Raw genomic sequence first — 14,399 nt, forward strand, 5'->3', positions numbered from 1 at the left:
GCGCACCCATGATCGTCGGCATGGGTTCCGACCTGTGCAACATCGAGCGGATCCAGCAGACGCTGGACCGCCACGGCGCGCGTTTCGAAGCGCGCGTCTTCACCGAAGTGGAGCGCGCCAAGGCCGCGCGCCGCCCGTTCACCCGCGCGGGCACCTATGCCAAACGCTTCGCCGCGAAAGAGGCGTTTTCCAAGGCGGTAGGCACCGGTTTCAAGGCGGGCGTGTTCATGAAGGATATCGGCGTGGTCAATGCGCCGAGCGGCGCCCCCACGCTCGCGCTCACCGGCGGCGCCAAGGCCCGACTTGACGCGCTCACCCCGGCGGGCCACCTCATCCGGGTGCACCTGACGCTGACCGACGATCACCCCTGGGCGCAAGCCTTTGTGATTCTGGAAGCGTTGCCGATAGAAGAGGACAAGGCTTGAACACGACGCCATCCAAGGCCAGCGCCCCCGAAGACAAGACCGGAACCGATTGGTGGGGGGAGATACGCGCCCTTTTCTGGCTCGTCCTCGCCGTTCTCGGTTTCCACAGCCTCGTGGCCAAGCCCTTCTACATTCCCTCGGAATCGATGGTGCCGGGGCTCCTCACGGGTGACCGGCTCGTCGTTTCCAAATATGCCTATGGCTGGTCGTTCGTCTCGGCGAGCTTCCACATCCTGCCGCCGATGCCGGGACGAATCTTCGGCAAGCTGCCCAAGCGCGGCGATATCGTGATCGTCAGCCCGCCGGGCGTGCGCACCGATTATATCAAGCGCGTCATCGGCCTGCCGGGCGACCGGCTCGAAGTGCGCGGCGGCACGGTGATCCTCAACAATGTCCCCGTAAAGCGCCAGCCGCTCGGCACGCTCCACATCCCGGTCGATCGCAACATGCCCTGCCGCGAGGATGAATATCCCGGCGCGCGCGTCGAAAACGGCGACGGCACCGCTTATTGCGCGCTGCCCGGCTTTCGCGAAACGCTGCCCAATGGCCGCAGCTACACCGTGCTCGACACCGGCTATTCGGTGGGTGACGATTTCCCGCCGATCACCATCCCCGAAGACCATGTCTTCCTGATGGGCGACAATCGCGATCATTCGGCCGACAGCCGCTTCCCAGTCGCAGCGCAAGGGCTTGGCGGCCCGGTGCCATGGGAAAATATCGGCGGCCGCGCCGAATTCATCACCTTCTCTCTCGACGGGTCGGCCAAATGGTGGAACCCGATCAGCTGGTTCACCTCGATGCGGTCCGGGCGCGCCTTTTCCAGCCTGCGGCCTCAGGAAAGCTAACCCATGGCGGAAAATGAACCTCGTACGGTGACCACCCCCGGTCCTAGCGAGGTTCATGACCCCGCGGTGCGCGCCGAAATCCGCAAGGCCTTTATCTGGCTGTCGATGACCGGGACCTTCGCGCTCGTCGTCCTCCTCATCCAGCCGCTGCTCCTCATCCTGGGCGGCATCATCTTCGCGATCATCCTCGATGGCGGCACGCGCCTGCTCGGCCGCGCCCTGCCCCTGCCGCGCGGCATCAGGCTGCTGATCGTCGTCCTCGCCGCGATCGGCTTTCTCGTCGGCACGGTCTATCTCACCGGGGTCGAACTCGGCCAACAGGCCACCCAGTTGCGCGAAACCATCGTCGTCCAGGGCGACGCATTCCTCAAATGGCTGTCGTCGATGGGGCTGATGCCCGGCAATGACGATATCAAGACGCTCGCGCGCGAGGCGCTGGGCTCGCTCGGCCGGTTGACCAGCTATCTCAGCACCGCCTTTGGCGCGCTCACCAGCCTGTTCATGATCGCGGTGATCGGCCTCTTCCTCGCGATGGAGCCGCGCATCTACGAACGTGGCTTCCAATGGCTGCTCCCCACCGAAAAGCGCGAGGAAGCCCGCATCACCTTCGATCGCATGGGCTTCACCATGCGCCGCCTGATGGCCGGCCGGCTGTTCGGCATGTTCTTCGAGGGCGTGCTCACCTGGATCGCGCTCAGCCTGGCCGGGGTGCCGATGGCGCTCATCCTTGGCATCCTCACCGGGGTTCTCGCCTTCATCCCCAATATCGGCGCGTTCATCAGCGGGCTGCTGATGGTGGCGGTCGGCTTCAGCGCGGGGGTGGAGACGGGGCTGCTCGCGATCGCCGTCTATTTCGTCGTCCAGACCTTCGACGGCTATGTGATGATCCCGCTCGTCGCCAAGCAGACGGTCGATATGCCGCCCGCGCTCACGCTGGGCGCGCAGATCCTTCTCGGCACGCTGTTCGGCATTTACGGCCTCGCGCTCGCCGATCCGATCGTCGCGATGATCAAGGTCGCGCTCGAACGCCGCTCCGAACGCGGCCCGCAGCGCGTGCTGATCGCGCCGCCCTGACCCGTCATCCGCACATAAGAAAAGGGCCGGCGCTTGCGGCGCCAGCCCTTGATTCTCTTTTCCAGTCCGCTGGTGTCAGCGGCCGCCGGGCATTCCGCCGGGCATCGCACCGCTTTCGCGCATGCGCTGCATTTCCGCCTGAATCTCGGCCATCGAGCGGAAGTCGAGCAGCTCGACATCGAACACGAGAACCGAATTCGCCGGGATCACTTCGGCGGGCGACTGCTCGCCATAGCCAAGCGCGGGCGGAATGAAGAGGCGGTACTTCGCACCGCGCGACATCAGCTTCAGGCCTTCGGAAAAACCGGGAACCACGCCGGCGACCGGAAAGCTCGCCTGCGAATTCTCGTCGAACACCTTACCGTCGCGCAACGTGCCCTTGTAGCTCACAAGAACAGCGTCCGAATCGGTGGGCTTTGCACCCTTGCCTTCTTCGACGACCTTGTACTGCAGCCCCGAAGCGGTGGTGACGACACCGGCCTGCTTCGCGTTCCACGCAAGGAACTGCTCGGGGGTGCCGGCATTGGCCACCGCGGCGCTCTGCGTGCCGAGATAGGCGCCGCCAGCTGCAACCGCGACCGCCAGACCCACGCCAATCCAGAGCTTCGCAAGCGCACCCTTTGCGATTGGGCGGAGCGGTACTGCGGTTACGGACATTGTCGAACTGCCTTCGGACTGAAAGGTCTGGAAAAATGCGTGTCAGGCAGGCCGGGCATAACCCCGGCCGGTCTGCTTAACGAGCGCCGTCGCGTTCCATGCGCTTGCGCTCCAGCTTGCGGGCGCGGCGGATGGCAGCAGCGCGTTCGCGCGCACGCTTTTCCGAGGGCTTTTCATAGTGACGACGAAGCTTCATTTCGCGGTACACGCCTTCACGCTGCAGCTTCTTCTTGAGCGCGCGCAGTGCCTGGTCGACGTTATTGTCGCGAACGAGGATTTGCATAAGGCCGTCAGTCTCCAATCTTCCGGTTCCGGAACAGGCGCGAATCGCTCGCTCCAGAAGCAATAAAACATGGCCGTCGTAGGACGATTCCCACGCCGTGTGCGGGGCGCACTATCAGCAGACCCCGTGATTTTCAAGACGCAAAGCGCCGTCGCGCCCCAGCCCCGGTCGCGGCGCCGCTGGCTGCCCCCGTCCCCCCGATTGCCCTGCCCCGGGCGTCATGCGATATAGGTTGCACAAAGATACGGATAATTCCGAGGAGAGAGACGGATGGCGACGGCGATCAGGTCCACCCCCGAATGGAGCGAAGCCGAATGGGAAGCACGGCGCCAGTTGGCCGCCTGCTACCGCGTGTTCGACATGCTCGGCTGGTCCGAAATGATCTACAACCACATCACCGTAAAGCTGCCGGACAGCGAAAACGCCTTTCTGATCAACCCGTACGGCCTGCATTTCAGCGAGGTGAAGGCCTCCAACCTCGTCAAGATCGACATTGACGGCAACAAGCTCGACGACAATCCCTATCCGGTCAATCTCGCGGGCTTCACCCAGCACAGCGTCTTCCACCGCCATCTGCCCGATGCGCATTGCATCATGCACACGCACACCACCGCGGGCATGGCGGTCGCCGCGCTCGAGGGCGGGCTTCAGCCGATCAATTTCTATGCGTGCAATTTCATCGGCCAGATCGCGTATCACGATTTCGAGGGGGTCACCGTCCGCGCCGAGGAGGGCGAGCGACTCGTCGCGCATCTCGGCAGCAAGCGCGTGATGCTGCTGCGCAACCACGGCATCCTCGTGATGGGCACCACCCTGCCCGAGGCGTTTCTGAAGCACTGGTCGCTCCAGCGCGCCTGCGAGATCCAGCTCGCCACGCTGTCGATGGGCCAGCCGATCACCGTGGCCGAGGACGTGATCGCCGTGCACCAGCGCGATCTGCACAAGGTCCAGATCCCCGGCGGGGCGGGTGCGCCCGATTTCGCCGCGATGGTGCGCCTTGTCGACCGGATCGACCGGAGCTGGCGGGACTGATCCCGCCGGCCCCGGCCCGATCGGGTCAGCCGAAACGGTAGCCCGAAACCTTCCAGCCGATCACATGATCGGTGAAATCGCGCGTTGCCGGGCTGTCGCCGCCCGCCCCCAGCGCCACCATCAGCGGAATCAGATGCTCCTCGCGCGGGTGCGCAAAGCGCGCCTCGGGCAGATCCTCCCATGCCGCCACGCGGCGCGCGCGCGACTCGGCATCGGGGTCGGTAACGGCGGCGGTCAGCGCATCGTCGAAAATATCGGCGGCGTCGGTCGCGGCGGGGCCGCGCACGCGCATATTGTGAAAGCTCATGCCCGATCCGACGATCAGCACGCCCTCGTCGCGCAGCGGCGCAAGCGCGCGGCCGGCGGCGATATGCGCGGCGGGGTCAAGGTCGCCGCGCAGCGAAAGCTGCACCACCGGAATATCCGCCTCGGGCCGCGCCACCATCATCGGGATGAACACGCCGTGGTCCCAGCCGCGCGCGGCCTCCTCGCCGGTCGCGAAACCGGCGGCCTTCAGCAGCGCCTCGGCGCGGCGGGCCAGCGCGGGCGCGCCCGGCGCGTCCCAGCGCAGGCGATAGGTGTGCTCGGGAAAGCCGTAATAGTCGAAATACAGCGCGGGCTGCGCGCCGGTATGGACGGTGAACGCCTCTTCTTCCCAATGGCCCGAGATCATGAGGATCGCCTTGGGCTTTTCGGGGAGGTCGGCGATGATCCGTTCCAGATAGCGCTGCATGGGCTGCCACATCGGATCGACGCTGCCGTCCTCGTGCATGAAGAAGCAGGGGCCGCCGCCGTGCGGGATGAAAAGGCTGGGTTGTGTCGTCATGGCCACGCATATTGGTGGCGCTGCAGGGCTCTGCAAGACACGCATCTTTCCCCGCAGCCCGGCGATGGGCTATCACCGCGCAGCCATGACCAGCTTCACCGTCAACAACCAGCCCGTCCATTACCGCATGGATCCCGATACGCCGCTCCTCTGGGCGCTGCGCGACGCATCCAATCTCACGGGCACCAAATATGGTTGCGGGCGGGGCGATTGCGGCGCGTGCACGGTGGAGATCGACGGCGCGGCGCGGCGCAGCTGCCAGGTCCGTATCGGCGATCTCGAAGGCGCGTTCGTCACCACGATCGAGGCGCTGTCGGGCGATCGCAGCCATCCGGTCCAGCAGGCCTGGGCCGCCGAAAATGTGCCCCAATGCGGCTTCTGCCAATCGGGCATGATCATGGCGGCGGCCAATCTGCTCGCCAAAAATCCCAATCCCAGCGACGACGATATCGACGCGGCGATGACCAATATCTGCCGCTGCGGCACCTATCCGCGCATCCGCCGCGCGATCCGCCACGCCGCGCGCATCGCCGCCGGCGGCGAGACGATCTCGGCCGTTCCCCCCCCACGCATCTCGCGTGAGGACGCCGCGCGCGAGGTTCCGGCGCTCACCCCGCCCTCCAAATAACAGGCGCGAAATGGCAAGCGTCCGGCCCGGTCGATTCCTTTCAATCGGCTGACAAGCCGGTTCAGTCTCGGCTCACGCCCGAATCGTCATGGTTGGTGCAATGGCGGCGAAATGCGCCGCGCTGGAGTATCTGCCATGAAGAAGTTGCTGATCCTCGCCCTGCTTGCGGCGACTGCGGCATCGCCCGTGCTTGCGCAGGAACGCCCCGCTGGCGACCGTGGTTTCGGCCAGCCGCGCGCCGAACGTCAAAACCGTGCCGAACGCCAGGCCCGCCCTGATCGCGCGCGCATCCCCGAAGCCCGCGCACAGCGCGGCGATGGCCAACGCCCGACGATGCAGCGCCGTGGCGAGATGCGCCCGCAGGCAAATGCCCCGGATCGCCGCTGGCGCGGCAATGGTGATCGGCCCGCCAATGCCTCACCGGACACCACCCGCTGGCAACGCGCCGCACCCGTCGCCGACCGGCAGGGCAATCGCGACCAGAACCGCAATTGGAGCCGCGCCCGCGACGGCAATGGCGACCGCAACTGGGCTGGCAACCGCGCCGCGAACCGCGACCGCAACTGGAACAGCAATCGCGACGCGAATCGTGATCGCAACTGGAACGGAAACCGCGACGCGAATCGTGATCGCAACTGGGCCAACAACCGCGACTGGAACCGCGATCGCAATTGGAACGGAAACCGCGATCGCAACTGGGATCGCGACGATCATCGCTGGAACCGCGACTGGCGCAATGACCGGCGCTATGACTGGCAGCGCTATCGTCAGGACAACCGGCATGTCTACCGCTCGGGGCGCTACCACGTCCCCTATGGCTGGGACTACGGCTATCGCCGCTTCAATTCGGGCATCTATCTCGACTCGATGCTCTTCGGCTCGAGCTACTGGATCGACGATCCCTGGCATTATCGCCTGCCGCCCGCAAACGGCCCGTATCGCTGGGTCCGCTATTTCGACGACGTCCTGCTCGTCGATATTCGCAACGGCTATGTCGTCGATACGATCTACGATTTCTTCTGGTAAGAAATCGGCCACGAAAGGGGGCGTCCGGTCTGGTCCGGGCGCCCCTTTTTCGTTCAGGCGGCGGGCTTGCGCTCGACCGCGACGACGGTCAGCAAATGGCCCTGCCCGTCGCGGCCCGCCCAGCGGAACGACTGGCCAACGGTCAGCCCGATCAGCGCCGCGCCCACCGGCGTCGCGACCGAGATCTTGCCGGCTTCGATATCGGCCTGCCCCGGATAAACCAGCGTCACCGTGCGATCCTGCCCGTCCTCGGCCTTGAAATGCACGGTCGATCCCATGCCGACCACGGTTGCGGGCATATCGTCTTCGCTGCGCACTTCGGCGCGGTTCAGTTCGGCGAGCAGCGTTTCGGATACCTGCGGCGCGCGCTTTTCATAGGCATAGGCCAGATCGAACAGACGGTCCTGATCGTCCTCGCTGATGATGATTACGGGAAGCGACTCGGTGTCGCCGGCTGGTTTACGCATTGATGGGTCTGCCTTGCAGCAAATCGGGTGCGCGTGCCGCATCGGGCCGCGCCTGTCCGTTTTTCGGTGAACTCTGGATGTGGATGCAAACGCCCCAAGCCTGGGGCGCCAAACGCCTCAGACCTGGGGCAAAGCCAGTGCGAGCGGGTTTTCCCGGCGCGAAAGGAGGCAATAGAGGAACGGCATCGTGCACATGCCCCCAACATCGGCGCGCACGCCGCGGGTTTCAAGCTTTATCTGAATTCGGCGCCCATACCGCTCACCCGGCCGTCGCGCGCCCGGTCTCGGCCTCGGTCAGGAATAGCTGCGCAATATCGGCGCGGCGGCCGAGCAGATCGGCCAGCGTATACCGGTCAAGCACTCCCAGAAACGCCCCCACCGCCTCGCGCAATATCCCGGTCAGCCCACAGGCGGGCGCAATCGTGCAGCCGCCGCAATCAACAAGGTCGAACCCGTCCTCGGTATGACGGACGACCGCGCCGATATTGATCGTCTCGGGCGCCAGCGCCAGCCGCACGCCCCCCGATCGCCCGCGCACGCTTTCGACATAGCCGCTGCGCACCAGCTCGTTCACCACCTTCATCAGATGGTTTTGCGAGATCGCGTAACCGCGCGCGATTTCGGCGATCGAACACAGCCGATCGGGCCGCGCGCCCAGATAGAGCAGCACGCGCATCGAATAATCCGTGAAAAGCGTCAGGCGCATGGTCTTGCTCCATCGTCGTCGGCGGCCCGAATTAATATATGCATTTCTCTTGCATCTTTTAAGCCGTGATAATAGATGCATTGAAGATGCATGTTTAAGGTGCGACTCATGGATGACCGCTCACCGCTCGACGAAGCCGGGCTCGAACGCCTGATCCCCCTCTTTTACGCCCGCGTCCGCGAAGACGCCGAACTGGGGCCGATCTTCAACGCGGCGATCACCGACTGGCCCGAACATCTCGAAAAGCTGATCGCCTTCTGGTCGTCGGTGATGCTCACCAGCGGGCGCTATAAGGGCAACCCGATGGCCGCCCATCTGCGCCACCGCGCTGCGATCGCCCCCGATCATTTCGATCGCTGGCTCGCGCTCTGGAACGCCACGACCGCCGAGGTGATGATGCCCGAAGCCGCACAGGCACTGCAGGACAAGGCCGCCCGGATCGGCGAAAGCCTCAGCCTTGCGCTGTTCTTCCGCCTCGGCGGCGCGCAGGGTTCGGCCGCGGCCCCCGCCGCCTGCCCGGTGGGGGGCTGACATGCCCAGTCCCTACCGCTCCACCCCGGTCTTCACCGAGGTCGATCTGCCCGCCGCGCTGCGCCGCGAACACCGTACCAAGCCCGGTGTCTGGGGCGTCATCCGCGTGCTCGAGGGGGAATTGCGCCTCACCATCGCCGCGCCGCCCTCCGAACAGATCCTCACCCCGGATCGTCCCGGGATCATCCTTCCCGAACAAACCCATTTCGTCGAACCGCTCGGCCCGCTGCGCATGCAGGTCGATTTCTACGACGAACCCCCTTTTGCCTGATTTCGCTCCAGGAGTATCCGCATGACGCAAAAACCGCTTTCCGCCGAAACCATCGCGATCGTCAAAGCCACCGTTCCCGCGCTCGAGGCGCATGGGCTCGATATCGTCCATGAAATGTACACGCGGATGTTCCAGAACCCCGATATCCGCGATCTGTTCAATCAGTCGCACCACGGCGATGCCGGCTCGCAGCCGCGCGCGCTCGCCACGGCGATCCTCGCCTATGCCGCCAATATCGAAAATCTCGGCGCGCTGGCGCCCGCGGTCGAACGGATCGCGCAAAAGCATGTCGGGCTGCAGATCCTGCCCGAACATTACCCCCATGTCGCCGAGGCGCTTCTGGGCGCAATCGCGCATGTGCTGGGCGATGCCGCAACCGACGAGATCCTCGCCGCCTGGGGCGAAGCCTATTGGTTCCTCGCCAATATCCTCATCGCGCGCGAGGATCATATCTACCGCGATCTCGCCTCGGCCGAGGGCGGCTGGAACGGCTGGCGCGATTTCGTGGTCGAAGAGGTCCGCCACGAAAGCGCGATCATCACCTCCTTCATCCTGCGCCCGGTCGATGGCGGCCCCGTGCTCCGCCACAAGCCCGGCCAATATCTCACCTTCTGGGTCGAAATTCCCGGTCATGCCCCGCTCAAGCGCAACTATTCGATCTCCGAAACGCCCAATGGCAAAAGCTACCGCATCTCGGTGAAGCGCGAACCGCAGGGCATCGTTTCGGGCTGGCTGCACGACGCGGCCAAGCCGGGCACCGTCCTCAAGGTCGGCGCGCCCGCGGGCGAATTCTTCATGGGCGAACATGTCGACCGCCCCGTCATACTGCTCTCGGGCGGTGTCGGCCTCACCCCGATGGTCGCGATGCTCGAAACCATCGCCGCCAAGCACAAGGACGCTGCGGTCCATTATGCGCACGGCACGCTCGATGGATCGACCCATGCGATGCGCGATCATGTCCGCGCGCTCGTCGACAGCCTGCCCAACGGCAAGGCGACGATCTTCTATCAGCAGCCCCGGGCAGAGGATGTTCAGGGCCGCGATTACGACGTCGCCGGGTTGATCGACGCGGATTGGCTGCTTGCCAACACCCCGGTCGACGATGCCGATTTCTATCTGTGCGGCCCGCGCCCCTTCCTGCGCGCGCTCGTCTCCGCGCTCTCGCTCGCCGGGGTCGAGGCCAGCCGCATCCATTATGAATTCTTCGGCCCGGCCGACGAACTCCTCGCCGCCTGACCGGTCGGCAGGGGCGGCACCGCGCCGCCCCTGCCCCCTATTCCCGGATCAGAAATCCAGTCGCGCGCCGAGCGCGAAATAGCCGTCGCCGACATTGCCCTTCACGCGGATCTTGGGCGCCAGCGGCAGGCTCACCAGCGCATAGCTGCGCGTCCGGTCGCCGCTCAGCCGCGCGCCCAGCCCCAGTTCCACCGATGCGGGCAAGGTATAGCTCGCCTCGATCTTGCCGTAGAGCCTGGTTCCGGTGCCATCGCCATCATCCTGCAGCATCACCCCCGCCATCGGCCGCAAGGTGAAGCCCGCGGCCTCGAACGCATAGCCCGCGCCCAGTTCGCCGCCCCAGTCGCCGTGCCAGCGCGCCAGATTGGCCTCGGCCACCAGCCCGTTCGCCTGCGCGCCCTGCGCACCACCCAGCACGGCCATCCCGGCCACGATCACCGCCCCGATACGCAGACGCTTCATCATCACTCCAATCACCTGGTTATCCATGGCCCCCTATAGCCCGTGCGCCAATGGCCGGGGCAAGCGCCTCGCCCCAGGGCTGAGACGGCCCGAGTCCTCCCCAAGCCGGCTGGAGCCAAAAACACGACCGGTCGGCGGACGGCCGGCTGGCCAATTTTGCGCCGTCGTGTTATGTTGACTTAAATGGTAGAGAATTAACGATATGCCCTGATCGAGTTTGGGAAGGACCGGAGGTTCAGATGGGACGCAAGGCCAGAGACGTGCTCATTGCCTGTTGGAAAGCCGAACTCCGCGCCGCCGAACATGCGGTGGACCGGGTCGCCGAACTCGCCCACCGCGCCATGGCCGCGCGCTATGCGCGGCTCGCCGCCCAACTCTACGCCCGCGCCGATCCGCGTCTCTGCCCCCAGCAACTGGCGCTCCGCCCCGCCCGCCGCTGACGGGTTAAGGGCTTTACCCGCGCGCGCGGCGTTTCGGCCCCGGGCGCAGCACGCTGCGCATCGCGATGGAGGAATGGATCCGCGCGACGCCGGGGAGGCGCGAGAGGATCTTGTGGATTTCCTCATAGGCCGCCGTGTCCGCCGCCACCGCGCGCAGGATATAATCGGCATCGCCCGTCATCAGGAAACATTCCTGGATTTCGGGATATTGGCGCACCGCCGCCTCAAAGCGATTGAGATATTCCTCGGTCTGGCGTTCGAGCGTGATCCGCACGATCGCGACGACGCCGTCCTCCTCCGGCCCGGCGACGATCGCGGTATACCCACGGATGACGCCCGCTTCCTCGAGATTGTTGACCCGGCGCAGACACGCCGAGGGAGAAAGCCCCACCTTCGCCGCAAGCTCGGCGTTGGACATCCGCCCATCCAGCCTGAGCAGGCGCACGATATTCCGGTCGATGGCATCGAGTGACACAATGAAATTCCGTTATGCTCGAATTTTATGAGCAGATCATAGCATTCACGCAATCATTCGTCATCATTTCGTCATTCATTCGAATGATCGGCGCATAGACTGCGCCGCATGGACAGATACTCCCTCTCTCCCGATTTGGGGCTTGGCGGTCGCCTCACAATCGATCTGTCCGCACTTGCTACGAATTACCGCCACATTGCCGCGCGCACCTCCCCCGCGCGCGCGGCCGCGGTGGTCAAAGCCGATGCTTACGGCCTTGGCGCAGAGCGTGTTGCCCCCATGCTCGCAGCCATGGGCTGCCGCGATTTCTTCGTTGCGCATCTGGCGGAGGCGATCCCCCTCCTCCCCCTGCTTCCGCCGGATGCGCGCCTTTTCATTCTGAACGGGCTTGCGCCCGGTGCCGAGCGCCTATGCGCCGATGCCGGCGCCATCCCCGTGCTGAACGCCCCCGATCAGGCCGCGCGCTGGCGCGCGCTCGCCGCCCAGCGCGGTGTTCGCCTGCCCGCCGCGGTTCAGGTGGATAGCGGCATGTCGCGCCTCGGCCTCACCGCCGATGAAGCCGCCGCCCTTGCCGCCAGCGCCGATTTCGCCGCGCAGGTCGACCCCGTGCTCGTGATGAGCCATCTCGCCTGTGCCGACACCCCCGATCACGGCGCCAATGCCGCGCAGCACCGCGCCTTTACGGCACTCGCCGATCGCTTTCCCGGCGTGCCGCGCGCGCTCGCCAATTCGGGCGGGGCCTTCCTCTCTTCCGGTTTTCATGGCGATCTCGTCCGCCCCGGCATCGCGCTGTACGGCGGCGCGCCGTTCGATGGCGACAATCCGATGCGCGCCGTGGTGTCGCTCGACGCGCGCGTCATCCAGACGCGCACCGTCGCGCCGGGCGCCGGGGTCGGTTATGGGCTCAGCTTCACCGCGCTCAGCCAAACCCGGCTCGCGACGATCGCGGTCGGCTATGCCGACGGGCTTCCCCGCGCGCTCGGCAATCGCGGCGCGGCATGGTTCAAGGGCGTGCGCCTGCCGATCGCCGGCCGCGTCTCGATGGACAGCATCTCGCTCGATATCAGCGCGCTCCCCGAAGGCGCGCTCCAGCCCGGCGACTGGGTCGAACTGATCGGCCCGCACCAATCGCTCGATCGGCTCGCCGCCGATGCGGGCACGATTTCCTATGAAATTCTCACCAGCCTCGGGTCGCGCTATGAGCGCCATTATCTGGACGCCGCCGGGGCAGGCCTGGAGGCAGCATGAAAGTCGCGGTTCTCGGAAGTGGCGTCATCGGCGTCACCTCCGCCTGGTATCTGTCCAAACTCGGCCATGAGGTCACGGTCATCGACCGCCAGTCCGGCCCGGCGCTGGAAACCAGCTTTGCCAATGCCGGCGAAATCTCGCCCGGCTATTCCTCGCCCTGGGCCGCACCCGGCATCCCGCAAAAGGCGATCAAGTGGCTGATGATGGAGCATGCGCCCCTCATCCTGCGCCCGCAGATCGACCGCGAGATGCTCGGCTGGCTGGTCTCGATGCTGCGCAACTGCACCGCCAGCCGCTATGCGCTCAACAAAAGCCGGATGGTCCGCCTCGCCGAGTTCAGCCGCGACACGCTGATGGCGCTGCGCGACGAGACCGGCATCGCCTATGACCAGCGCATGCAGGGCACGCTGCAGCTGTTCCGCACCCAGAAACAGCTCGACGGTGTCGCCCCCGATATCGAGGTGCTGCGCGCGGGCGGCGTCCCGTTCGAACTGCTCGACGCCGATGGCTGCGTTGCCGCCGAACCCGGGCTGGCGGCCTCGAAGCACAAGATCGTCGGCGGGCTGCGCCTGCCCAATGACGAGACGGGGGATTGTTTCAAGTTCACCAATAGGCTGGCCGAAATGGCGGCGGCGCGGGGCGTCACCTTCCTGCACGATACCGCGATCGACGGGCTTGAGGTCGAGGCCGGCCGCATCGCGGGCGTGCGCACCAGCCGGGGCGTGATCCGCGCCGATCGCTATGTGCTGGCACTTGGCAGCTATTCGGCGCGCATGGTCCGCCCGCTCGGGCTGAAGCTGCCCGTCTATCCGGTGAAGGGCTATTCGATCACCGTCCCCATCACCGATGCCGCGCGCGCGCCCGTCTCGACGCTGATGGACGAAACCTACAAGATCGCGATCACCCGGCTGGGGGATCGCATCCGGGTGGGCGGCATGGCCGAAATCTCGGGCTACAACAATGTGCTGCCCGCGCGCCGCCGCGCAACGCTCGAACATTCGGTGGGCGATCTTTTCCCCGGTGCGGGCGATATTCCGGCAGCCAGCTACTGGTCGGGCCTGCGCCCGATGACGCCCGACGGTACCCCCGTGATCGGCGCGACGCGGTACGACAATCTTTTCCTCAACACCGGGCACGGCACGCTTGGCTGGACGATGGCGTGCGGTTCGGCCCATGTGCTCGCCGATCTCGTCAGCGGGCGCCAACCCGCGATTGAGACTTCCGATCTGTCGATTGCACGCTATGGCGCGCACTAGCACCGCGCACCGATTCTGGCGCGCACGTGCTCCGCTGAATTTCGACGCCCGCCGTCGCAACGCCTGAAAGGAATGACCATGACGATCACCCGCCTCGACTCCGGCCCGCGCATGAGCGAAGCCGTCATCCACGGCAACACCGTCTATCTCGCCGGCCAGATCGCCGACGGCGAAACCGTCACCGAACAGACGCGCGCCGTGCTCGCCGAAATCGACGCGCTGCTCGCGCGCGCCGGCACCGACAAGTCGAAGCTGCTTTCGGCCACCATCGTCCTCGCCGACATCGCCACCTTCGGCGAGATGAACGCCGTGTGGGAAGCCTGGATCGACGGCAAGGACGCCCCCACCCGCGCCACCATCGAAGCCAAGCTCGCCGCGCCGCAGTACAAGGTGGAAATCATCTGCGTCGCCGCGCGCGACTGATCGGCGGCTTCGCCACAGCGCGGCGCACCCGGCCCGGAAATCAAGACTTTCCCTTGATCTGGCGCGCCGCGCTCTTCATGTTCCGTAG

General features: G+C 65.7%; 20 protein-coding genes. 13 read left to right on the top strand and 7 right to left on the bottom strand.

Annotated features, from left to right (window positions below):
- Window positions 1–8 precede the first annotated feature (8 nt).
- From acpS to QYC26_RS07950, 3 genes are read left to right on the top strand one after another with little or no spacing between them, the layout of a single operon-like run.
- Window positions 9–425: a holo-ACP synthase gene (gene acpS / locus QYC26_RS07940; protein ID WP_317514849.1), complete on the top strand. Its 417-nt coding sequence runs from the start codon at window positions 9–11 to the stop codon at window positions 423–425.
- Window positions 422–1,270, top strand: a complete 849-nt coding sequence (gene lepB / locus QYC26_RS07945; protein ID WP_317514850.1) for a signal peptidase I — start codon at window positions 422–424, stop codon at window positions 1,268–1,270. Before acpS ends, lepB begins: the two co-directional genes overlap by 4 nt.
- 3 nt (window positions 1,271–1,273) lie before the next feature.
- Window positions 1,274–2,344: an AI-2E family transporter gene (locus QYC26_RS07950; RefSeq protein ID WP_317514851.1), complete on the top strand. Its 1,071-nt coding sequence runs from the start codon at window positions 1,274–1,276 to the stop codon at window positions 2,342–2,344.
- 75 nt (window positions 2,345–2,419) lie between these two features.
- On the opposite strand, the gene QYC26_RS07955 is transcribed toward QYC26_RS07950, so the two are convergent.
- Both QYC26_RS07955 and rpsU read right to left on the bottom strand, forming a co-directional pair.
- Window positions 2,420–3,001, bottom strand: a complete 582-nt coding sequence (locus QYC26_RS07955; RefSeq protein WP_317514852.1) for an FKBP-type peptidyl-prolyl cis-trans isomerase — start codon at window positions 2,999–3,001, stop codon at window positions 2,420–2,422.
- 76 nt (window positions 3,002–3,077) lie between these two features.
- Complete coding sequence (gene rpsU, locus QYC26_RS07960; RefSeq protein ID WP_119759866.1) at window positions 3,078–3,284, bottom strand: 30S ribosomal protein S21; 207 nt, start codon at window positions 3,282–3,284, stop codon at window positions 3,078–3,080.
- Between the two features lie 270 nt (window positions 3,285–3,554).
- Here rpsU and QYC26_RS07965 point away from each other — a divergent pair, with 270 nt between their 5' ends.
- Complete coding sequence (locus QYC26_RS07965; protein ID WP_317514853.1) at window positions 3,555–4,316, top strand: class II aldolase/adducin family protein; 762 nt, start codon at window positions 3,555–3,557, stop codon at window positions 4,314–4,316.
- 25 nt (window positions 4,317–4,341) lie between these two features.
- Here the strand turns inward: QYC26_RS07965 and QYC26_RS07970 are convergent, their stop codons facing one another.
- Complete coding sequence (locus tag QYC26_RS07970; RefSeq protein ID WP_317514854.1) at window positions 4,342–5,142, bottom strand: class III extradiol ring-cleavage dioxygenase; 801 nt, start codon at window positions 5,140–5,142, stop codon at window positions 4,342–4,344.
- An 85-nt stretch (window positions 5,143–5,227) separates the two neighbouring features.
- Here QYC26_RS07970 and QYC26_RS07975 point away from each other — a divergent pair, with 85 nt between their 5' ends.
- Both QYC26_RS07975 and QYC26_RS07980 read left to right on the top strand, forming a co-directional pair.
- Window positions 5,228–5,770: a (2Fe-2S)-binding protein gene (locus QYC26_RS07975; RefSeq protein WP_317515028.1), complete on the top strand. Its 543-nt coding sequence runs from the start codon at window positions 5,228–5,230 to the stop codon at window positions 5,768–5,770.
- A 135-nt stretch (window positions 5,771–5,905) separates the two neighbouring features.
- Window positions 5,906–6,796: an RcnB family protein gene (locus QYC26_RS07980; protein ID WP_317514855.1), complete on the top strand. Its 891-nt coding sequence runs from the start codon at window positions 5,906–5,908 to the stop codon at window positions 6,794–6,796.
- A 53-nt stretch (window positions 6,797–6,849) separates the two neighbouring features.
- Here the strand turns inward: QYC26_RS07980 and rnk are convergent, their stop codons facing one another.
- The gene (gene rnk, locus QYC26_RS07985; RefSeq protein ID WP_317514856.1) at window positions 6,850–7,263 is read right to left on the bottom strand and encodes a nucleoside diphosphate kinase regulator; all 414 of its coding nucleotides are present in this window, start codon (window positions 7,261–7,263) and stop codon (window positions 6,850–6,852) included.
- A 259-nt stretch (window positions 7,264–7,522) separates the two neighbouring features.
- Entirely contained in the window at window positions 7,523–7,969 is a 447-nt protein-coding gene (locus QYC26_RS07990) for an Rrf2 family transcriptional regulator (protein ID WP_317514857.1), read from the bottom strand.
- A 108-nt stretch (window positions 7,970–8,077) separates the two neighbouring features.
- On the opposite strand from QYC26_RS07990, the gene QYC26_RS07995 reads away from it, so the two are divergent.
- The 3 genes from QYC26_RS07995 to hmpA are packed head-to-tail and all read left to right on the top strand — an operon-like array spanning window position 8,078 to window position 10,007.
- Window positions 8,078–8,500 carry a group III truncated hemoglobin gene (locus QYC26_RS07995; RefSeq protein WP_317514858.1) on the top strand — a complete coding sequence of 141 codons (423 nt, stop codon included), beginning with the start codon at window positions 8,078–8,080 and terminating at the stop codon, window positions 8,498–8,500.
- Between the two features lies 1 nt (window position 8,501).
- On the top strand, window positions 8,502–8,771 hold the full coding sequence (locus QYC26_RS08000) for a DUF1971 domain-containing protein (RefSeq protein WP_317514859.1): 270 nt from the start codon (window positions 8,502–8,504) through the stop codon (window positions 8,769–8,771).
- Window positions 8,772–8,792: 21 nt separating this feature from the next.
- Complete coding sequence (gene hmpA, locus QYC26_RS08005; protein WP_317514860.1) at window positions 8,793–10,007, top strand: NO-inducible flavohemoprotein; 1,215 nt, start codon at window positions 8,793–8,795, stop codon at window positions 10,005–10,007.
- Between the two features lie 48 nt (window positions 10,008–10,055).
- Here the strand turns inward: hmpA and QYC26_RS08010 are convergent, their stop codons facing one another.
- Window positions 10,056–10,472, bottom strand: coding sequence for a hypothetical protein (locus QYC26_RS08010; protein ID WP_317514861.1), 417 nt, complete (start codon window positions 10,470–10,472; stop codon window positions 10,056–10,058).
- 257 nt (window positions 10,473–10,729) lie between these two features.
- Here QYC26_RS08010 and QYC26_RS08015 point away from each other — a divergent pair, with 257 nt between their 5' ends.
- Window positions 10,730–10,909: a hypothetical protein gene (locus QYC26_RS08015; protein WP_317514862.1), complete on the top strand. Its 180-nt coding sequence runs from the start codon at window positions 10,730–10,732 to the stop codon at window positions 10,907–10,909.
- Between the two features lie 13 nt (window positions 10,910–10,922).
- On the opposite strand, the gene QYC26_RS08020 is transcribed toward QYC26_RS08015, so the two are convergent.
- Entirely contained in the window at window positions 10,923–11,384 is a 462-nt protein-coding gene (locus QYC26_RS08020; RefSeq protein WP_317514863.1) for an Lrp/AsnC family transcriptional regulator, read from the bottom strand.
- Between the two features lie 108 nt (window positions 11,385–11,492).
- Between QYC26_RS08020 and alr the strand changes: the two genes are divergently transcribed.
- The 3 genes from alr to QYC26_RS08035 all read left to right on the top strand — a co-directional run bounded on the left by alr (window position 11,493) and on the right by QYC26_RS08035 (window position 14,311).
- A complete protein-coding gene (gene alr / locus QYC26_RS08025; protein ID WP_317514864.1) occupies window positions 11,493–12,632 on the top strand; it encodes an alanine racemase in 1,140 nt (379 codons plus the stop codon).
- Complete coding sequence (locus QYC26_RS08030) at window positions 12,629–13,888, top strand: D-amino acid dehydrogenase (protein ID WP_317514865.1); 1,260 nt, start codon at window positions 12,629–12,631, stop codon at window positions 13,886–13,888. Before alr ends, QYC26_RS08030 begins: the two co-directional genes overlap by 4 nt.
- Before the next feature lie 78 nt (window positions 13,889–13,966).
- On the top strand, window positions 13,967–14,311 hold the full coding sequence (locus tag QYC26_RS08035; protein ID WP_317514866.1) for a RidA family protein: 345 nt from the start codon (window positions 13,967–13,969) through the stop codon (window positions 14,309–14,311).
- Window positions 14,312–14,399: the final 88 nt, after the last annotated feature.

It is taken from the genome of Sphingomonas sp. C3-2 (genome assembly GCF_033025475.1).
In the GTDB taxonomy this organism is placed as follows: Bacteria; Pseudomonadota; Alphaproteobacteria; order Sphingomonadales; family Sphingomonadaceae; genus Sphingobium_A.